This window comes from Vreelandella sp. DA03-1M, from assembly GCF_055725665.1.
Window position 1 is genome coordinate 3,312,845 of record NZ_CM146798.1, and the last position, 20,751, is coordinate 3,333,595.

Sequence of the window (20,751 nt, forward strand, 5' to 3'; positions counted from 1 at the left end):
CGTGCGCGGGTTAGCTCTTTTAACGGCTAAGGTTGCGAATTGTGAAACCCTCACGGCAACAGCGCAGCCTCAATCTCATCAAGAATGGCTTGGGCGGCCAGCGGGCCGTTGGCGCTTGTCCAGAGCTGGCCATCCACAGGGACAACACGCTCTTGCTGCACCACATTTAAGCGCGTAAAGGCACTACTCTGCTTAGCCGACTCCAACGCTGCTTTACCATCATCGTTGAGCGTTGCTAGAAACAGCCAGTCGCCATCCACTTGTGACAGGTTTTCCAGGCTAAGCACATCGCTGTGCACACCGCGCTCGCCCACTAACCCACCGTCCTGAACATCCAGCCCAGCTTGGGCTAACAATCCAGCGGCGAAAAGGTTTTGCGACATCACCATGGGGCCGCCGGGCATCCAACGGATGAGGAAAGCACTACCAGCCGCCCCTGCTTCGTCCACGGCTTGACTAACCTCAGCGGCACGTTGCTCTACGGCCGCAATGGCGTCTTCTATCGCGGCCTGACGATTAAGCGCTTCGCCATAAAGGCGCGCTTCGGCTTTCCAGTTATCCGGCGCCAGCGGCTGAGTGGGTGGCACCACCGTAGGTGCAATGCGGGAAAGCAACTGATACTGCTCATCAGCCAGTTGCGCTGGCGCCAGAATCAGATCCGGCTGCTGCGCCAGCACGGCTTCAATATTGATCTCGCGCACCACACCCATGATCGCTGGTCGGTCATCCCCCAGATGCGCCTCTATATAACGGGCGACATTGTCGCCACCGCGGGAGGTAACCGCGCCTAGTGGTTTCACACCTGCCGCCACGGCAGCGTCCAGTGCGCCTTCATAAAGCGTCACCACGCGTTCGGGGGTTCCTTCAACCTCTACATCGCCAAACGCCGTTTCCAGCGTGCGAGCGTGCGCGGCAGACACGCCTAATGCACTGATGAATAAAACATTCAATAACGCAGCAGCCATGCTAAGGCGCCCGCGCTTGGGACGGGCGAAGGCTAACGATGTGATTTGAGCCAGCATTGATTTCTCTCGAACAAAGAAGATAGAGAAAGATAGTAACGATTCTCAAAAACTCTTGCACTATTATTTGAACGAATAGAGCGTTCCATTTAACGCAACGCATTGAGGCACTTAAGGTTTCATTTTACGCAACGGAGCGTTCCTACAATTTGCATCGCAAATAGGAACTTTTCTTTTTAGACTCACAACCCTATTTGATAATAAATATTATTAGCAAGCGAAACTTATTACCAAGGGGTCCTTTATGCAAGACTTTACTCGTCGCACTTTAACCAGTGCCATTGCACTAGCCGCTTTCTCTTCGGGTGCTTATGCGCAAGAAAGCACCCAAATGGATAATATGGTGGTCACTGCTGCCGGTTATGAGCAAACGCTGAAAAATGCACCCGCCAGCATTTCAGTGGTATCCCGTGAAGAGCTGGAGCTAAAGCAGTTTTCCAACATTGCCGAAGCAATTGCCGATGTACCTGGCGTTGATGTTCGCTCTGGCACAGGTAAAACGGGTGGATTAAATATTTCCATTCGCGGCATGCCCAGCGAGTACACGTTGATCTTGATCGATGGACGTCGCCAAAACACCTCAGGTAGCGTCACACCAAACGGGTTTGGTGAAACCTCTACCGGTTTTATGCCACCGCTTTCTGCTATTGAGCGCATTGAGGTAATTCGCGGACCAATGTCGACGCTCTACGGGTCTGACGCTATGGGCGGGGTTATCAATATTATCACTCGCCGCGTAGGCGAGGATTGGGCTGGCTCGGTGTCGGTCGAAAACACGTTCCAAGAAGATAGTGATGCAGGTAATAGCTCAGCCATTAACCTCTACACTTCTGGCCCATTAATCGAAGATACCCTCGGTTTACAGCTACGTGGTCGCCTATACGACCGAGACAGCTCCGAACGCATGATTGAAGATAGCGCTGGGCGTGACCCACGCCCTTCCGAAGCGCGCATCTACTCTATCGGCGGCCGCTTAAACCTTACGCCAGATGAAAATAATGAACTATGGGTTGATGCTGAGCGCTCACGCCAAACCTATTCCAACGACGATAACCGTCTAGGCACTCAGGACGGCACTGACCGAAGTGGGAATCCTTCACCGGGTACCTTTAACGGATATAAAGATGAGCTTCGCTTTAATCGTGATCAACTCGCGGTCGGCCATACTGGACACTATGCGCCGGGCACTTGGGAAAGCAGCATCACTCACAGCACCACCGAAACCTTAGGCCGCACTCTTCCAGCGGGCAGCGCGCCAGATTATGGCTATGAAGCCCAGGGTGGCGAAGACCGCATTCTTGAGAACCGAGATATTATCGTCGATACCAAATTTGTTGCGCCTCTAGGTGACCATATGGCCACGATTGGCGGGCAATATATAGATGCCGAGTTAAAAGATGCTATTGCTGGCAACGAAACCTTTCAACAAAACAGCTGGGCGTTATTTGCCGAGGATGAGTGGCTGCTTCGTGACGATTTAGCGCTAACCTTAGGCGGCCGCTATGAACATCACGACGCCTTCGGCGGTAACTTTAGCCCGCGTGGTTATCTCGTCTGGAACACAACGCCTAACTGGACGTTAAAAGGCGGCGTGAGCCGAGGTTACAAAACACCTTCGCTAAACGACCTTCACGATGGCATTAATGGCTTTGGGGGCCAAGGCACTACAGTTAATATTGGTTCACCGGACCTTGAACCAGAAAAAAGTACCAACTATGAAATTGGTGCTATCTATGACAATCAGGGCAGTTTTTCAGCGGGAGCGACGGTCTTCTACAATCTCTTTACTGACCGTATTGCAAGCGCTGGCGATCTGCCTAACTGTCAGTTTACCGATAGTAATGGTGATACCCCTAATTCAGGATTGGCAAACTGCCTGAGCGTGGGTAACTTTACACAGCAAGAAAGCTTTGGCCAGTTAACCAATATTGATGAAGCTGAAACGCGTGGTGTCGAGCTTACTGCAGCCTATCAAATTGCACCTGCTTGGCGCATTAGCGGCGGTTATACCTTCACGGACTCTGAAATCACCTCAGGCGATAATGAGGGAATGGTGCTAACCAACACACCTGACCACAAACTCACCGCAGATTTAACATGGGCCATTAATGAGCGTTGGAGTACTACCCTTGAGGGCGAATACTACTCTTCACGTGAGCGCTTCGCTGCAGGTCTACCTACCTCAGGTGAGTCTCTATCGCTTTATGAGCAGTTAGGTAACAAGTTGGATGGCTATGAGCTATTTAATCTACGCAGCTCCTACCGAATTTCTGACAACGTACGTCTAACTGGCACGATTTATAACTTGTTCGACAAGGACTTCACCAGCTCAGATACCTTTGAGCATAACGGTGAAACTCTGCGTGCTTACAACTTCACCCAAACTGGCCGTTCTACTGATGGCGTTGCGCTCGATGGCCGCAGCTTCTGGATCTCGGCCACCTACGAGTTCTAACCTGTTTCAGCTCGCTACTGTTTCAATGCTGATTTCTGCCCCGGCCATGTGCCGGGGCTTTTTTGTTTATTAGCACGTACTTTTCTCAACCCCAAAAAAGCGGCTATCGCTGGATAGCCGCTGCAGTAGTGCGTTGATTGTTTGAACGTAACAGCTAGAACGCGACGTTAAGACCCAGCCAAACCCGACGGCCATCTTCCACATAGCCGTACTCGTCATAATCGATCGCTTCGTCGAACAGGTTGTAAATGCCGGTATTGAGTTGCGTCGTTTCATTAAGTTGGTAGCCAACGCCTGCATCCACAAAGGTGTAGGAAGGCGCTACGATGGCGCTTTGCGAAGGGCCGGTGTTGGGTTGGCTCTCTTCACCGCGATAAGTCACTTTTGTCCACTGGCGCAGCTTAGACGAAACCTGCCAATCCAGCGTGGCCGATACCTGGTGGCGTGGCAGTTGCGTCAGTGGCTCGCCTGCGTATTCACCGCTTTTTTGCTCGCTATCAGTGAAGGTATAGCTGGCTGTTAGCTCGACCGCCTCGCCTAGCGGCGCCGCTAAGCTTGCCTCAACCCCTTGGGTGACGGCCTCATCGATGTTGATGCGATAAGTGGGATCACTGCCAAAATCGTTGGCCTCATCGGCACATAGACCTTCAGGGCAGGCAATGCGAGTAATTTTATCTTTGAAATCATTATGAAAGAGTGTGAGACCACCACTTAGCCCGGCATCATTGGCGTATAACAGCGCCAACTCTTTATTGAGTGAGGTTTCTGGCTCTAGATCTGGATTTCCGTAAACATCGCCACCTCGGCTAGTTTGCCCCCAGTCAGCGGTGACTTCACGTAGATTGGGCGAACGGAAGCCCGTGGATATCCCGCCCTTTAACGTCCAATCAGGCGTCATGTTCCATACGCTGTAGAGTCGAGGACTGATGTGACTACCATAGTTCTCGGCATCATCTAGCCGCATCCCGCCAGTGAGCGCCCAGGTGTCGGTCAACAGCCATTCGTCTTCGGCAAACAGAGCCCACTGCTGCTGCTCTACATGGGTACGGTCAGATATCTGGTTGGTTTGGTAATCGTCCAGCGACTCTTCTTCGTAACTCGCACCGAGGGTGAGCATATGCGCACCTAGCGGCATTACTAGGCTGGTTTTAGCAGTGGTATTGGTGATTTCAATTTCCCGCGATGGGTTTTCGCTGGTTTCCCGCTGGACAAAGCTTTCGCTGGTACCAAGATCAAAGCGCCCGCTATGGGTGAGCGCTACATGGCGGTGAGTATAGTCGTTGTAGCTGTCCGTACAACCGCCACGGCAGCCTTCTGATGGCGCTGACTTACCCATTAGTGATTGCCGCTGCTGCTCGGTAATTCCAGCTTCCGCGGTAAAGTCGTGGTTATCCGAGGCGGCAAGACTGAACCTCGCCGTAAGGCTTTGCAGGCTTTTATCTTCGTAGCCGTTAAGAATGTTGTCTTCGTCGCGCTGAGAGGTGCGCCCGTAGAGCTGCAGCCCTAACCGATCCCCTACCAGCGGGCCGCTTAGATAAAAATTGGCTTGGCGGCTGTCGCCAGCGTCGCTGTCTTCTTGTAGCACCGTGTCGAGCTGCACATTACCGTGCCACGCCTGGGCGACTTTGCGAGTAATCACATTGATGACGCCGCCAATGGCATCGGAGCCATAGAGCGTCGACATGGGGCCGCGCACCACTTCAATACGCTCAATGGCCTGTAGCGGCGGCAGCCAATCCTGCTCAAACCCGGCGCTACCATTCGGCCGTGATTCACGCGAATTTTGCGGGCGACCATCCACCAATATCAGCGTGTACTGTGACGGCATGCCACGGATAGAAATGTCATGACCGTTATCTCCCGAGCCGCCACCGGTCACGATCACACCGGGCACATCACGCAGAGCATCGGTGACATTTTGATAATAGCCCCGCTCTAACTGTTCTCGCGAAATGACGCTAATAGAGGCGGGTGCATTGGTAATCTGCTGTTCAAAGCCGGAGGCCGTCACGACCATATCATCTAGTCGTGGCGCTTCTTGTGCCGACAAGGCGCCACTGGCAAGGCTAGAAACGGCGCTGGCCAGCAGCGTGCGACGCAAACAGGGAGACATAGTAAAATCCTTCATAGTGTGTGAGCGATCGCTCTATAAATGCGAACTATTAGCATTTATATATTTACACACTCTTTGCACAATAGGGTGAGACAGAGCGTTCAAAGAAACTGAACACAAATGCCTATTATTTTCATTCTCACCGAACAGTGGCACAATAAAGTCTCATCCTCTGCCCGTGGGCCTGATCATGTATGACTTCGATGAACTCACTGCCTTTGCTGATGTGATGACCACGGGCAGCTTGACCCGCAGTGCGCAAAAACTTGGCTTGGCCAAGTCGACCTTGAGCCGACGCATCAGCCAATTGGAAACCCGGCTTAATCAGCCGCTGCTGCGACGACAGGCCAACCGTCTAATCCCCACGGAAGCCGGGCTGCTGTTTCACAACTACTGTACCGAGCTTTTAGCGATGGCGGCCCATAGCCAGGAGGCGCTGGCTGAACTGCGCGAGGAGATCAGCGGTGAAATCACCCTTGAGGTGCATGGCGCTTTAGCCCGTAGCTGGCTAGCTAGCGCTATCGATGCGTTTTTGAATCGACATCCAAAGGTAGAGCTAACGCTTCAAACCCGTGAAACGCCACCGACGAAAATGCACAGCAACAGTGTGCATGTGTGGCTAGGGCCAACCCATGAGTGTGGGCTGAATCAGGAACGGCTGGGGTATTTAACCCGCGGGTTATATGCAAGCCCTCGCTATTTAGAGACCGCTGGGATGCCTAAGCACCCCGATGAGCTTACTCAGCATGCGTGGATCGACCTGTTGGGCTCGGCCTCGAATGGGCTGCTGCTGTCTCATTCTGAACATGGCGATTACACGTTTGATCCGCCCCGCTCGCGGCTGCGTGTGGACCTTACCGCTCTGCATATTGATGCCATTGCTCGTAGTCAGGGCATCGGCCTGCTCGCTCACTGGTTAACCGCAAAGCGGGAGCAGCATCATCCCGGCGAGTTGATTAACTGCCTGCCCGGCTGGGAGCCAGTCCCCCTACCGATCACGCTGCTGTACGCTTATGGCCATCAATCCCGACGCACCCACGCGCTATTGGAGTTTTTACGTAGCCAAGTGCCCGCCCAATGGCGTACCTCAACCGCTACTGTTTAGGGTAATTCGAGTGTTTACCTTGCCAGCTAGCCCGCTCATTAACGACAATAGGCTGCTAACAAACCGCTGATTGCCAAGGAAAGTAATGCTTGCCGAACTTTTTGCCGTTATGGCGCCCGTGCTTGCCGGGGCAGGACTTGGCTTTTTATGGATCCGCTTAGGCCACCCCTACCCGGTCGACTTCATCACGCGGCTAGTATTTAACATCGGCACCCCTTCGCTGGTATTGGCATCCCTGGCGGGTGCCGACATTGATGCAGCCACCTTTGGCCAAACGATGCTTGCCGCCGCGTTGGTAATTCTTACCATGGGGGGCGCGACCTTTTTGGTGGCAAAACTGTTGCGGCGCAGCTGGCGGGTATTACTGGCACCGATGATGTATCCCAATACCGGCAATATGGGCTTACCCGTGGTGCTTTACGCGTTTGGGAGTGCGGGGTTTGCCTACGGCATCACGGTCATGGTCACCGTATCGCTATTTCAGTTTACCTTAGGCGCTGCGCTTAACAGCCAAGGTAATCCGCTCAAAACCCTCGTTAAAACACCGACCGTTTACGCCATTCTTATTTCTATGGCGCTGTTACTGACCGGTACCTCGCTACCGCCTTGGTTGGCGAACACAGTAGATTTAATGTCTGGGTTCACGGTACCACTAATGTTGATTACTCTCGGCGTATCACTGGCCAGTATTCAGGTTAAAAACCTGCGCTCGGGACTGGGGTTTAGCTTGGTGCGCATCCCTCTCGCCGCCGTGGCGGCTTGGTTTATTGCGGGCTGGGTGGGCCTCCCACCCTTGGCACAAAGCATTTTAGTGGTACAGATGTGTATGCCCGTGGCGGTATTTAACTATTTATTTGCGCAACGCGCTCAGCGCGAACCTGTCTATGTTGCCAGCTTGGTGTTCTGCTCAACGCTGCTAGCGCTGGTTTATATACCGGTGCTACTCGCCATACTCATGTAAGCCCGCGTTTTTCAATAACGCCGTTTAAGCACTCTTAGCGGAACCCCGACGTGAGTGAAGAGTCACTGCTAGACTGTTACTAATAACGGGTACTAATGATAACGGGCATTAACATCACAGAGGGCACGCTATGCACTATGCCAATAAGAGTCACTCTACTCGCCACTGGTTGGCGCCGGGGACTCGAGTAGTGGTGATTAGCGGGTTAATACTGGCGGCTACGATGAGCAGCGCGAACGCAGAAGTGATTCAGACGTCGCTTGAAACCGAGCATTTAACCCTTTCTATTGAGCGTATCGCCGAGGGTTTTGAACACCCCTGGGCGGTTGCATTTTTACCCGATGGCCGCTCGCTAGTCAGTGAACGCAGCGGGCAACTGGCGCTTGTTGACCCCGAAAGTGGCGAAACACGCTCCCTGCAAGGCATGCCAGACGTCAGCACTCAGGGCCAAGGCGGCCTGTTAGATATTGTTTTGCACCCTGATTTCAAAGGTGGCAATGGCGCGGGTGACAACGACTGGATTTATTTCACCTGGAGCAAGCCCGATGACACTAACACGCGCTCGGCGCTATCACGCGTACAATGGCTGGGCGACGAACTGGGTGAGGTAGAACACTTATTTGAACAGGATCGCGCCTCTGGGCCTGGCCGCCATTATGGCTCGCGACTCGCTTGGCTACCTGATGGTACGCTGCTAATGAGCATTGGCGACCGCGGTAGCGAGCCGCCTCGCGCCCAAGCTAGTGATGACCACGCTGGCTCAACATTGCGCCTTACCGCCACCGGCGGCGTGCCTGATGACAACCCCTTTGTAGACGACGACGCCACACTGGACGAAATTTATACCATGGGTAACCGTAATATTCAGGGCATGACCGTGATGAGTAACGGCCAAGCTTGGGTGTCCGAACACGGCCCGCGAACCGGCGACGAGCTTAACCATATCGAAGCAGGCAATAACTATGGCTGGCCGGACGTTAGTCAGGGCAATGACTACGCCACCAATGAACCGATTGGCGAAGACTCGCTGCCCGGCATGGTGAACCCGGTATATGTGTTTGAAGGACGCTTTGCACCCGCCGGGCTTGCAGAAGTGACTAGCGACGCGTTTGGCGAGTGGAAAGGTAATTTATTGGCTGGCGGTCTCGGCAGTGAAAAGCTACTTCGCTTGCGCTTAGAGAATGGTAACGTAGCCGAAGAGGAGCTGATTCTTAATGGTGACATTGGTCGTATTCGTGATGTTCGCCAAGGCCCGGACGATGCCATCTATCTGCTTACCGATGCCCCTCAGGGTGGCCTTTATCGCTTGGCGCCAACGAATCAGTAACGCCTCACGCACTTGCAGATATTAAATGTATTAACATCACTATGAGCACCGCATGCGACTACGCAATTTAATAATTTTAACGGTAATTGTGCCGCTTTTCGTCGTCCTAGTGGTGTTTAGCTTAGTCGCCATTAAATCGCTTGAGGATAACGTACGCTCAAAGCTACAAACGGAAGTAGAGATTATTACCCGCACGCTGAGTTCTTCGCTGAGTTACGCGGTCACCCCGGACAGCAGCACCCCGCTCGAAGAAGCGCTACAATCGGCGTTTTCGTTCCACCGCATTTATGGCGCCTATGTATTCGATACCGACGGGCGCGACATTTACGGTCTAGGCCTTGGCAAAGACATTTTCAGCCGGGAAGAAATTCAGCAAGTTATTGAGCGCGATGATTTATATAGCAACTATCGACAGCACGATGGCTGGAATTACTACTCTGCGTTGACACCCCTGCGCTCACAAGATGGCACTGTGTATGGCGTGCTGCAGGTTAACCGACTCAATACCGGCATTGAGAGCTATACTGGTTTTATCAGCATTGTGGCCGTGTTGGTCTTTGTGGTCGGCGCTGCAGGGATTGTATTTAGTATTTGGTGGGGGTTTCGCCGCCATATCGAGCGCCCGCTTAATCGGCTGCTGCACGTAATGCTGCTGGTGGAAGATGGTGACCGCAGCCAGCGCGCCACCGAAGACGGCCCTACCGAATATCGCCACCTCGCCTCTGGGTTAAATGGCATGCTAGATGCGATGGCAGAGAAAGACCAAGAAATCGAAGACCGCCAGCGGCGTGAAATCGAGCTTGAAAAGCGTCTGCGCAAATCGAAAAAACTAGCCGAACTAGGGGTTCTTGCAGCGGGGGTTGCCCACGAAATAGGTGCACCGCTAACGGTAATCAATGGCCAAGCTCAACGCCTGGCTCGCCGCGATGTGATTGGTGATGACGAACGCGCAAGGCTAAGCCGCATTCGCGGCGAAGTGGAACGCATCGTCGAAATTGTGCGTCAATTGATGGAATTAGGCCGTCAACATAACGTAGAGAAAGGCGAGTTAGCACTCGACCAGCTTATTATAAGTGCCAGCGATTTGGTTGAAGAGGAGCTTGAACCACGCAACATTCGTCTAGACATTGAATTACCGTCACCGATACCCAACTTAATCGCCAATGGTCAGCAGCTTATTCAGGTGCTGACCAATTTACTCAGAAATGCGGCGCAAGCGCCCAAAGTAAGCCGCATTAGGGTTCGAGCCCAACAGCAAGAACATGAATTAATACTGTGGGTAGAAGATGATGGCCCGGGCATACCCGACTCCCATCATCATAAAGTGTTCGATCCATTTTTTACCACCAAACCCGTCGGCCAAGGCAGTGGTTTGGGGCTCTCTATGGTGCATCGCATTATTAACGACCACGGCGGCACGATCGGCGTGTTTGACAGCGTCCTTGGTGGCGCTGGTTTTGAAATTACACTACCCCTTAGTGAAACCGTATCCGCGTGAGGACAACGTTTGTGACCCATCAGGAACACCTTTTACCTTTATTAGTGGTGGAGGATGACGCCGCTATACGTGAGTTATTAGAGGAAGAACTGCAGGATGCAGGCTATACCACGCTGGGTGTCCCTAGCGCTGAAGAAGCTATTGCCTTGTTGAGCCACACCACCGTCTCGCTGGTAATCACCGACGTACGTTTGCCGGGTATGACAGGCATACAGTTACTTCAGCAACTCCGCCAAACGGGCAGTGAGTTGGGCATTATCGTGATTACCGCCTTTGGTACCATTGATCAGGCGGTCGAGGCATTAAAACTCGGGGCTGACGATTTTTTAACCAAACCACTCGATCTGGATGCTATTCGGGAGGCCGTTTTTCGTGTGCTTGAACGGCAGCGTTTAGCAGTTTCTCATGATTCAGAGATCAGTCACTTCCACGGCATTGTGGGTAAAAGTCAGGTTATGCAGGCGCTGTTTCATGATGCCTCCCGCCTTGCCAAGAGCGACGCTCCCATCCTGATATTAGGTGAAAGCGGCACGGGTAAAGAGTTACTTGCTCGCGCCATTCATCAGGAAAGCCCGCGTAACGACCAGCCCTTCGTACCGGTTAACTGCGCGAGCATTCCCGCCGATTTGATGGAAAGTGAGTTCTTTGGCCATGTAAAAGGCGCTTTTACCGGCGCTAGCGAAGCGCGTAAAGGACTATTTCAAAGCGCCCAGGGCGGCAGCCTGTTCTTAGATGAAATTGGTGAAATGCCGATTAATCTGCAGGCTAAATTATTGCGTGCCCTTCAGGAAAAAACCGTGCGCCCAGTGGGTGGCGAGCGCGAAGAGCCGGTGGATGTGCGCATCATCGCTGCGACCCATCGCAATCTAGAAAAAGAGATAGAACAAGGTAACTTCCGTAGCGACCTTTTTTACCGGTTGGAAACTTTTTCACTGCGCATTCCGCCGCTGCGTGAACGCGACACCGATATCGAGCATCTTGTTTTTGCCCTTATCGATAAGCACTCTGAGGCACAGGGCAAGCAGATTGAGCAAATCGAGCCCGAAGCACTCAATAATTTGCTCAATTACACCTACCCCGGCAACGTTCGCGAATTGGAAAACGCCATTATGCGCGGCGTTACGCTGAGCGAAGATGGCTCGCTAAGCCACAAGGATTTACCCGAGCGCCTGCGGGAGCAATCAACGGTTGAAACCGGCACGCCTATAGTGCCTTCCGTCAGTGGCGAACTGCTCGCGGGAGGCCAACTGCCAGTACCGCCGCCGATTCGCTGGCCCAGCTTGGAAGAAGTCGAAAAACGCTATATTAACAAAGTCTTGGAAGCCACAGGGGGCAATAAGCGGCGCACGGCAGAGGTGCTGGGCATCGCGCGCAGAACACTCTACCGCCGCCTTGAAGATAATGAAGAGTAATTGACGCGACCCTGCTAGCTGATTAAACAGGATTAAAAAAACCCCCGCGGGCGCGGGGGCGGAAAGGATGGCAAACCGTGTGGAGCAGCCGCAGGGAACAGACAGCTGATGCGATTTACCATCGTAGGGAGCGGTACACTAACAATTAATTAATAATGACTAGCCATTACTGATTACTGGTTTCCTCATCATCGTCATCTGGGGTGGCATCTGTATCTTCACTATCGCCCGGCATCGGGTCAGTGCCTTCACCGAAACCCGCTTCATCTTCTTCAGGGTTCATTGTCCCCGTGGCGGGCTCATCCATTGTGTCTTCAGGCATGTTCTCTTCTGACATGCTCTCTTCTGACATGCTCTCTTCAGACATAGGCGCTTCAGATTCAGCGCCTGTACTTTGAGTCATAGACCCTTCTGAACCTGAATCCTGCTCCATTGCCGGCTCTTCACTCATGCTCGGCTCAGGTTCAGTGGTGGCATCTTGTTCCAACGGAGAAGGCTCTTCCGTGGGTGTCGCCGGCGGCTCTTCATTATCGCCGCAACCAGCCAATACGATGACACTTGCTGCGGTTGCCATCATGCACAGCGTTAACCAACGTGGGCGCTTGGTAGCTTGCTGACTTTCAATTTGGTCATGTTGATTATCCATAATACCCACCTCCATTGATGAGACCGTTAATCTCTACTCTGCAATATGCAATTAATAAAACGTTTACTTGGTTAAATGAAAATTTGTCTTATACAAATTGTGACACGCTTATTAAGTACATTCATTTAATGTGCCAACTTCCGCATAAATAAAACAAACACTTTAAAATCATAACGTTAAATAATAATAAATATCAGCATCGACAGCAGCTACTCGAAATCAGGTGGGTAAAAAATGACACATGTAGCGTTAATTGCCCCGTTGAGCGAGCCGTTGTGACACACAGGCCCTACCTATGTATAATAATTATTAATAAATTAACCAACACAAGTTATCTTTTCTTTTATGAATGACGTTGTGCCGCGGCTAACGCTGCCATCAATGCACATTCTTTCTGCTCAACAAAAAGGCACCGCCGATGGACGAGACACGACCCGTCAAAATTAAAGTGCGCGGCTTAAGCAAAGTCTTTGGCAAGCACCCTCAAAAAGCAATCGAGCTACGTAACCAGGGAATGAAGCGTCCAGAAATTCTGGAGAAAACAGGCCAGACGCTGGGGCTATCGAATATTTCGTTTGATGTCTATGAAGGCGAACTGCTGGTTATCATGGGGCTTTCAGGGTCGGGCAAGTCGACGTTGATTCGTTGCCTTAACCGCCTGATTGAAACGACCGAAGGTGAGATCATCATCGACGGTGAAAATATTCCGACGCTGAAAGAGAAAGCGTTGCTGGAGTGCCGTCGCCGCCACTTCTCTATGGTGTTTCAGAATTTCGCGCTATTTCCTCACCGCACTGTGCAGCAAAACGCCGAGTTCGGTTTGGAAATTCGCGGCGTAGAGAAAGCAGAACGACACAAGATTGCTCATGACTCGCTGAAACAGGTTGGCTTAGAGGGCTGGGAAGACGCCTACCCCAATCAACTTTCCGGCGGCATGCAGCAGCGCGTTGGCCTAGCCCGTGCGTTGGCCAACGATGCCACCGTGCTGTTAATGGATGAAGCCTTCTCCGCCCTCGACCCGCTGATTCGTAAAGACATGCAGCAAGAGCTTTTGCAACTGCAATCCAAAATGCAAAAGACTACCGTCTTCATTACCCATGACCTGGATGAAGCGCTCAACATTGGCGATCGCATCGTGCTGCTGAAAGATGGTGAAGTGGTGCAGATCGGCACGCCGGAAGAAATTCTGACTAAACCTGCGGATGACTACGTGCGGCGCTTTATCGAAGGGGTTGATCGGTCACGTATTCTGACCGCTGAAAGCGCCATGCGGCCTCTGCGCTCCACCGCCCGCGAAAGCGATGGGCCGCGTACGGCGTTACACCGTATGCGTGACCATGCTATCGACTCTATCTATGTCGTTGATCGCGACCGTCGTCTGCTCGGCCTGCTGGAGGTGGATGCCGCTAGCCGCGCGATTGAAGAAGGGTCTGATTCAATCATTCCCTATTTAACTCAAGATTTCCGCAAAGTCCCGATGGATGAGCCGCTGCATAACCTGTTTGCCATGTTTAGTGAAAAGAGCTTCCCTATTGCCGTGATTGATCAGCAAGAGCAACTGCTTGGCGTGGTGGTAAAAGGCGCAGTACTTGATGAACTGGCACGAGCAGGAGAGCAATAATGGAGATCCCACGCATCCCGCTAGGTGATTGGATTGAAAGCGGCCTAACTTGGTTGACCAGCGAATTCTCCATGGTTACCCGCGGCATTTCCCGCTTTACCCAAACCGGCATTGATACTTTAAACAGTAGCCTTTTTTGGCTACCTGAATGGGCGCTGCTAGGCCTGATTGCCCTGCTATGTTGGCGGTTAGGCGGCACTCGCTTAGCTATTGGGGCCATCGCGGGCTTAGCATTAATTTGGAACCTGGGCCTGTGGGAGCCCATGATTGAAACGCTTACGCTGGTGGTGTTTGCCACCCTGGTGGCGATCGTTATCGCGCTACCGGTCGGCATTGCGGCGGCGCTGTCTAATCGGCTTTACCGGGTGATTATGCCGATTCTGGACTTTATGCAGACCATGCCAGCGTTTGTTTATTTGATTCCCGCGATTCCGTTTTTCGGCATTGGCTCCGTCTCAGCGATTTTTGCGACGGTCATCTTCTCGATGCCACCAGCGATTCGCTTTACCACGCTAGGTATTCGTCAGGTTCCTGTGGAGCTCATCGAGGCCGCTGATGCTTACGGCGCTACGCGGGGTCAGAAACTGTTCAAAGTGCAGCTGCCGCTATCACTTCCCACTGTCATGGCGGGTATCAACCAGACCATTATGTTGGCGCTCTCGATGGTGGTGATCGCAGCCATGATCGGTGCGGATGGTTTGGGCAGCGAAGTATGGCGCGCTATTCAACGCCTGCGTCCTGGCGATGGTTTTGAAGCGGGCATTGCAGTGGTTATTCTAGCCATGCTGCTTGACCGCTTGACGCAGTCACTAAGAAAGACCCGATAATCGGGAAAACGCATCAATTAAGCAAAACGGCAAAAGCGACTGTGTTGAGCCAACCGCTTGCTAAGTCGCTTCTGGCTAACCATGCTGTGTTTGGCAGCAGATTGACACATCAATAAATGTATACCCAAGGGAGAAAGTGAATGAAACATCGCACATTGAACCTCCGTATCCGTATTGCTTCACTGGCACTGTTAGCTGGTACAGGCGTCGCTATCAGTAGTGCAGCGCAAGCCGAGGAAGAGAAAGGCACCGTTAACCTGGCCTACGTCGAGTGGTCATCTGAAGTTGCTTCCACCAACGTGGTTGCCGCGGTTCTTGAGCAAGCAGGCTATGAGGTTGATCTAACCTCGCTTTCGGCTGCTGCCATGTTCCAAGCGCTCTCTTCTGGCGATGCGGATGCGATCGTTGCCGCTTGGCTGCCGACCACTCACGCCGATTACATGGAACGTTTGGGTGATAGCATAGAAGATCTGGGCCCCAACCTGGACGGTACCAAGCTAGGCCTCGTTGTACCTGAGTACACCGACGTCGACTCCATTGCTGACCTTAACGATAACGCTGACAGCTTTAATAACGAGATCATCGGCATTGACCCCGGCGCAGGCTTAATGTCGCTGTCCGAAAAGGTTGTGGATACCTATGACCTTGAGCTGGAACTGCGTAGCGGTAGTGGCGCTACGATGACGGCAGCGCTGTCGAGTGCTATTAATAACGAAGAAGATGTTGTTGTTACTGGTTGGACGCCTCACTGGATGTTCGCCCGCTTTGACCTCAAATACCTAGAAGACCCTGAAAACGTCTACGGTGGCGCAGAGCAGATCCATACTGCGGTTCGCGAAGGCCTGGAAAATGATATGCCGGAAGCCTATGCCATTCTCGATGCTTTTAAATGGACGCCAGAGCAGATGGGGGAAGTCATGCTGATGAATCAGGAAGATGGCAGCGACCCCTACGAGAACGCGAAGCAGTGGGTTGAAGATAATCAGGACGTAGTTGAGCAGTGGCTCGATAGCTAAACGACCTGTGCAGTAACTATAACGGGGGGCTTCGGCCCTCTGTTGTCGTTATAAACGATATTCTTGCGGTCACCAACTCACGCTACGTTGAATAAGGTTTTTATCCGTTTTGCTATTATAAGTAGGTAAAAACGCGCCATCCGATGCTGTTTGATGACCGCATCTTGGCTTCTGTTTAACTTTTCCTGTTCGACCTAAAGAGGCTCCTGTGGCTAACCACGACTCTAATACCCCCCCTGAAGAGCCGGTTTCTGAGGGCATACCTTCCCCGGATGGTCCGGCCAATCTAATTGATACCGATTATGTGATCGGACAAGACAACATCACCACCAATGCCATGGGTCTCAACCTTGACCTGCACGGCAAGGTATTTACTATCTCGTCATTGGTTGTGCTGCTATTTGTCATCCTCACGCTGGCACTGCAAGACACGATTGCACCGGTTTATGACGCGATGTTCGGTTTCTTGACCGGCAACTTGTCTTGGTTCTTTATCCTGGCAGCGAATATATTCGTCATTTTATGTATTGGTCTGATTTTCTCCCCATTAGGTAAAATCCGCATTGGTGGCGCCGATGCCAAACCCGATTTTACTTATATGGGTTGGTTTTCAATGCTGTTTGCCGCAGGCATGGGCATCGGCCTGATGTTCTTCGGCGTTAATGAACCGCTGACGCACTTTGGCACATCCTTTGACGGCGGCAGTTGGGCGCCGCTTGCAGGTGCGGAAGGTGATGCTGCCGGTGCTGAAGCGCTAGCGATGGCCGCAACCATTTTTCACTGGGGTCTGCATCCTTGGGCAATTTACGCGGTAGTAGCGCTTTCGTTGGCGCTGTTCTCGTTCAATAAGGGTTTGCCACTCTCTATGCGTTCGGTGTTTTACCCGATTTTAGGTGAACGCGTCTGGGGCTGGCCAGGCCATATGATTGATATTTTGGCTGTCTTTGCAACGTTGTTTGGCCTGGCCACCTCATTGGGCCTAGGTGCTACCCAAGCCGCAGCGGGTATAAGCTACCTGTTTGGCGCGCCGGAAAGTGATATCACCATGATCCTGTTGATCGTCGGCATTACGATGATCGCCATCTGCTCAATCATTGCCGGCGTTGATAAGGGCGTACAACTGCTCTCCAAAATCAACATTATCCTGGCGGCAATGCTGCTTTTCTTTGTGATTGCAGTGGGCCCTACCCTGCTTATTGCTACCGGTTTCTTTGAGAATCTGTGGAACTATGCGGTTCACCTGCCTGCATTGTCGAACCCCTTCGGCCGTGAAGACGCCAACTTCAGCCAGGGCTGGACGGCCTTCTACTGGGCGTGGTGGATCTCCTGGTCCCCGTACGTAGGTATGTTTATCGCCCGGGTTTCCCGTGGCCGCACCGTGCGTGAATTTCTGATCTCGGTCATGCTGGTGCCATCCACCGTATCCGTATTATGGATGACCACCTTTGGCGGTACCGCCATTGATCAGTACGTAAGCCAAGGCATTGAGGCCGTTCGCGATGCAGGCGTTGATCTACAGCTATTCATCATGCTTGAGCAACTGCCGTTATCACAAATCACCTCTTTCGTCGCCATTGTGCTGGTGATCGTATTCTTCGTCACCTCGTCTGACTCTGGCTCGCTGGTGATTGACTCCATCACCGCTGGCGGTAAGGTCGACGCACCGACGCCACAGCGCGTATTCTGGGCGATCATCGAAGGGGCAATTGCGATTGCGCTGCTACTAGGCGGCGGCTTAACGGCACTACAAACCATGGCGGTGTCGACCGGCTTCCCATTCACCATCATTTTGCTAGTGGCCTGCTATGCCATTATCAAGGGGTTGATGAGCGAGCCAAAAGCGGTTTAAGCCTTCGGTTACATACTCCATAAAGCAAACGGGCAACCCACTGGGTTGCCCGTTTTTTTGTTGATAACCTTTAACACCAAATGTCTTTTAAAGGTGTGTGGGGCCGGTAATGGGTAGCAATTTGCGCCTGCAATAGCTCTGCGGTGGCCAACGCATCCACCAGGGCATGATGTCCTTGATAAGCGGGCAAACCATAGCGTTCGCGGCTAGCGTGCAACCGTATCGAAACCGGTGGGCGACCCAACCAGCGACGAAAGCGCGCCCAAAGCGTTTGGCGATGGAGCCGCGCCTCCAGCGACATGGTATCGATCATCGGAAACAGCACCCCTTCCCCACGGCGAGCTTTGACAGCGGCATCTAAAAAAGGCCGCTCGATATTGCGGAAGTGAACGACGACTAATCGACCCGCTAACGCCGCTAACACCTCATCCAATATCACTTCTAAATCTGGCGCCTGGGCAATCTCCGAGTGGGTAATGTGATGATAGGCAATCGAGGCTTCCGCCAGCGGCCGCGAAGGATTCACCACCCAGTAGCGCCGCTCGGCAAGCTTAATGCGATTAAGGGTAAACGGCACAAGACCAATACTGACAATGGCATGGCGCCGCTCATCCAGCCCGGTGGTTTCCATATCAAGTGCCACCATGGGCACCTCGGCAATCGGGGTTTCCGGATCAGGCAGCGGGGTACTAAAAAACTGTTGGATCGCCGAACTGTCAGCTTGCTGAGCCCGCTGGGCCATATAGCCAGCCCAGTCAGCCTGAGTGATTTTCTGACGTGGTCGTATTCCAAACATTTCAGCGCCCCTGCCGCTGAGCGGGCATCGGGTAGCGGAATTTGAGAAATTTTTGCGCGTTGCTCAGCACCTGGAAAGCGTCTTTCAGGGTGTGGCGTTCGCTATCAGCAACGTTTTCGGGCTCGATATTGTTGTCCGGCAGGCGATCCTCTTGCAGATCGATCATTTGATGGCGAATCCGCGACATGCATAAAAACTCAAATGCGTAGCTTAGCTTGTCGCTCATACCGGTCGCTAATAGCTGGGTCTTGCTGATGTCATTCAAGCGTTGAAAGGAGTTCTGTGCCTTGGAGCCGCAGGCCAAGGCGTGAATCCGCACCAAATCCACCATCGGTGCGGTACCGCGGCGTTTCAAGTTGATGGAGTTGTTGTGCTTACCATCTTGTTCCATCACAAAGGTACGGAAAAATCCTAATGGCGGCGTACGATTTAAAGCATTGCGCGCCATGGCGGCTAAAAACAGCGGTGATTTTGGCGCTGTCTCGGCAATCAAATCCTGCAGCGTTTCCACATAGAGGTCTTCGCCATAGCAACTATCCAGGTCAAAGAAAATCGAGCTGTGCAGCAGCCGTTCAGGCGTGGGGTTGGCCATCCAATCCTGAAAATACCCCTTCCAAACGCTGAGCGGCTGACGCCACTGAGCGTTGGTCGCCATAACGTCACCTTTGCAGTAGGTGTAGCCGCAGGCGTCCAAACCATCGCTAACAATTTTCGCCAAGGCGTGAAAGTAAGCGTCGTGCTGTTCGGGAACAAACTCATCGGAGAGGATCAGCGCATTGTCTTGATCGGTAACAATGCTCTGCTCATTTCGCGCCATGGACCCATTGACCATAAAGCAGTAAGGCACTGGCGGCGGGCCTAGTTCCGCTTCGGCCATTTCTAGCAGCCGGCGGGTAAAGCTACGTCCGATGGTGGAAAGTGCACTACCCACCATCTGAGAATTGGCCCCTTCTTGTACCATTCGTACAAACGCCGCGCGTACATCCGGCGCTAAGCGTGCTAACCCTTGGGCGCTGGATTGGTTAAAAATATTACTAACCAGATAGAGGCCGCTATGGGTTTCATAACGAATGATATCGGAAAGATGCACGACGCCTACCGGACGCTGCCGATAGAGCACAGGCAGGTGATGCACGTTACTGCGCAGCATCGTCAGCATGGCTTCATAGACAGAAGCATCTGATTGAATAGTAATTAAGCGTGAGGAAACCACTTCGCCCACCGTGGTTTGCGGCGATAGTCCCTCAGCCACAACACGAGTGCGAAAATCACTATCGGTTAAAATTCCGCACATCTGCCATGTTTGGCCTTCGCTGTCTTTAAAGCTAAAGCGTGGGTTGTCACTCCCCTCTTTCAATACCAATAGCGCAGAGGCTTGGGCTTCGCTCATTTGCTGGGCGGCTTGCTGAACGCTGGTAGAGACTTCGACCATCACCGGATAACGCGTCAGCAACTTGCGTATCCGCGTGACCATCATGTCATTGGATTTCTTTTGCTGCTCGGCAGCGGTTTCTAACCGCGGCCGCTCTAACTCAACAAAATCAGCAAAATGATCATCTTCTTCACACAGACGTTGGAAGACCGCATCTGGAATAAAATAAAGCAGGGTATCTTCGATAGCCTTTGCAGGAAGGCTTACTTTATGATTACGCAGCAAGCTGAAGTGCCCAAAGATATCGCCTTCCCCCAGTCGATTATATAGCTCTCCATTTCTACGATAGACTTCTACTGCGCCACTGCGGATGTAACAAAGCTCATTTAGCGTTTCATTGAGCTCTAAAATATTGCTGCCGGTTTTGAAGTAGCTCACTTCCACCTGTTCAGCAATGGCATCGAGAAGATCGTCCGACAGCCCATCAAACGGGGGAAACCGCCCCATATGCTGGCGTATTTCTAGCAGTTCGACATCCATACGGACTCCTTAGGCTTGCCGGTCAATTGACTGGAGAATCAACACATAATGTAAAGTGTGGCGGGAAGGCCGGGTAAGGTAAACCCCGAGACATACAATAAAGACGACCATGCCGAGAGGGGTTAAGAAAAAGAGACCTGCAAAAGAGACAAGCAATAAAAAGCCCGATGCATGTTGCACCGGGCTTTGGT

The 20,751-nt window shown here is 52.4% G+C and carries 15 protein-coding genes; 10 read left to right on the forward strand and 5 right to left on the reverse strand.

What is annotated here, in order from left to right; all coding sequences use genetic code 11:
* Positions 1 to 50: 50 nt before the first annotated feature.
* The gene (locus tag ACXUPB_RS15550) at positions 51 to 1,022 is read right to left on the reverse strand and encodes an ABC transporter substrate-binding protein (protein ID WP_472953326.1); all 972 of its coding nucleotides are present in this window, start codon (positions 1,020 to 1,022) and stop codon (positions 51 to 53) included.
* 244 nt (positions 1,023 to 1,266) lie between these two features.
* Here ACXUPB_RS15550 and ACXUPB_RS15555 point away from each other — a divergent pair, with 244 nt between their 5' ends.
* Positions 1,267 to 3,477, forward strand: coding sequence for a TonB-dependent receptor domain-containing protein (locus tag ACXUPB_RS15555; RefSeq protein WP_472953327.1), 2,211 nt, complete (start codon positions 1,267 to 1,269; stop codon positions 3,475 to 3,477).
* A gap of 154 nt (positions 3,478 to 3,631) precedes the next feature.
* On the opposite strand, the gene ACXUPB_RS15560 is transcribed toward ACXUPB_RS15555, so the two are convergent.
* On the reverse strand, positions 3,632 to 5,590 hold the full coding sequence (locus ACXUPB_RS15560; RefSeq protein ID WP_472953329.1) for a ligand-gated channel protein: 1,959 nt from the start codon (positions 5,588 to 5,590) through the stop codon (positions 3,632 to 3,634).
* A 190-nt stretch (positions 5,591 to 5,780) separates the two neighbouring features.
* Here ACXUPB_RS15560 and ACXUPB_RS15565 point away from each other — a divergent pair, with 190 nt between their 5' ends.
* From ACXUPB_RS15565 to ACXUPB_RS15585, 5 genes are all read left to right on the forward strand, one after another.
* On the forward strand, positions 5,781 to 6,695 hold the full coding sequence (locus ACXUPB_RS15565; protein WP_472953331.1) for a LysR family transcriptional regulator: 915 nt from the start codon (positions 5,781 to 5,783) through the stop codon (positions 6,693 to 6,695).
* An 85-nt stretch (positions 6,696 to 6,780) separates the two neighbouring features.
* Positions 6,781 to 7,656 carry an AEC family transporter gene (locus ACXUPB_RS15570; RefSeq protein WP_035558832.1) on the forward strand — a complete coding sequence of 292 codons (876 nt, stop codon included), beginning with the start codon at positions 6,781 to 6,783 and terminating at the stop codon, positions 7,654 to 7,656.
* Between the two features lie 130 nt (positions 7,657 to 7,786).
* Positions 7,787 to 8,983, forward strand: a complete 1,197-nt coding sequence (locus ACXUPB_RS15575) for a PQQ-dependent sugar dehydrogenase (RefSeq protein WP_472953335.1) — start codon at positions 7,787 to 7,789, stop codon at positions 8,981 to 8,983.
* 52 nt (positions 8,984 to 9,035) lie between these two features.
* Entirely contained in the window at positions 9,036 to 10,481 is a 1,446-nt protein-coding gene (locus tag ACXUPB_RS15580; protein WP_472953337.1) for a sensor histidine kinase, read from the forward strand.
* 11 nt (positions 10,482 to 10,492) lie between these two features.
* A complete protein-coding gene (locus tag ACXUPB_RS15585) occupies positions 10,493 to 11,893 on the forward strand; it encodes a sigma-54-dependent transcriptional regulator (protein ID WP_335598081.1) in 1,401 nt (466 codons plus the stop codon).
* A gap of 166 nt (positions 11,894 to 12,059) precedes the next feature.
* Here ACXUPB_RS15585 and ACXUPB_RS15590 read toward each other — a convergent pair whose 3' ends face one another.
* Positions 12,060 to 12,539: a hypothetical protein gene (locus tag ACXUPB_RS15590; RefSeq protein ID WP_472953339.1), complete on the reverse strand. Its 480-nt coding sequence runs from the start codon at positions 12,537 to 12,539 to the stop codon at positions 12,060 to 12,062.
* Positions 12,540 to 12,957: 418 nt separating this feature from the next.
* Here ACXUPB_RS15590 and ACXUPB_RS15595 point away from each other — a divergent pair, with 418 nt between their 5' ends.
* From ACXUPB_RS15595 to ACXUPB_RS15610, 4 genes are all read left to right on the forward strand, one after another.
* Positions 12,958 to 14,160, forward strand: a complete 1,203-nt coding sequence (locus tag ACXUPB_RS15595) for a quaternary amine ABC transporter ATP-binding protein (protein WP_335598079.1) — start codon at positions 12,958 to 12,960, stop codon at positions 14,158 to 14,160.
* Positions 14,160 to 14,987 (forward strand): ABC transporter permease, encoded by an 828-nt coding sequence (locus ACXUPB_RS15600; protein ID WP_035558852.1) that lies wholly within the window; start codon positions 14,160 to 14,162, stop codon positions 14,985 to 14,987. Before ACXUPB_RS15595 ends, ACXUPB_RS15600 begins: the two co-directional genes overlap by 1 nt.
* Before the next feature lie 140 nt (positions 14,988 to 15,127).
* Positions 15,128 to 16,003, forward strand: a complete 876-nt coding sequence (locus ACXUPB_RS15605; protein ID WP_472953343.1) for a glycine betaine ABC transporter substrate-binding protein — start codon at positions 15,128 to 15,130, stop codon at positions 16,001 to 16,003.
* A 208-nt stretch (positions 16,004 to 16,211) separates the two neighbouring features.
* On the forward strand, positions 16,212 to 17,852 hold the full coding sequence (locus ACXUPB_RS15610; RefSeq protein ID WP_472953346.1) for a BCCT family transporter: 1,641 nt from the start codon (positions 16,212 to 16,214) through the stop codon (positions 17,850 to 17,852).
* Positions 17,853 to 17,922: 70 nt separating this feature from the next.
* Here the strand turns inward: ACXUPB_RS15610 and ACXUPB_RS15615 are convergent, their stop codons facing one another.
* Positions 17,923 to 18,648 (reverse strand): 3'-5' exonuclease, encoded by a 726-nt coding sequence (locus ACXUPB_RS15615; protein WP_035558861.1) that lies wholly within the window; start codon positions 18,646 to 18,648, stop codon positions 17,923 to 17,925.
* Position 18,649: 1 nt separating this feature from the next.
* Positions 18,650 to 20,560, reverse strand: a complete 1,911-nt coding sequence (locus tag ACXUPB_RS15620; RefSeq protein ID WP_035558864.1) for a DUF294 nucleotidyltransferase-like domain-containing protein — start codon at positions 20,558 to 20,560, stop codon at positions 18,650 to 18,652.
* Between the last annotated feature and the right edge of the window lie 191 nt (positions 20,561 to 20,751).